General features: G+C 70.6%; 1 pseudogene. It reads left to right on the top strand.

From position 1 onward, the window contains the following. A pseudogene (locus ACTFO6_RS20105) lies at positions 1-231 on the top strand (hypothetical protein); the annotation flags it as partial.

Here is a 231-nt window from a genome sequence, read left to right as displayed (position 1 = left end):
GGGATGCTCCTCGATGGCTATCTGGCGGAAAAGCACGTCTTCCGCGAGGAGGACGTGCGCGCGGTGACCGAGGAAATGAAGGAAGAGGGCGGCCTGGACCTGGCCGTGTCCCAGGACGAGGGCGCCCCGGCGCCAGCAGAGCAGGGGGCCACAAGGGAGCGGGCGGCCCCTAAAGCGGCGGCCGGGGAAGGACAGGGGAGCCCGGACGACAGCATCGGGCACGGGGAAGGA

The organism is Pelomicrobium sp. G1, assembly GCF_051905455.1.
Classification (GTDB): domain Bacteria; phylum Pseudomonadota; class Gammaproteobacteria; order Burkholderiales; family UBA6910; genus Pelomicrobium.
This window is presented reverse-complemented; position numbering and strand designations above follow the sequence as displayed.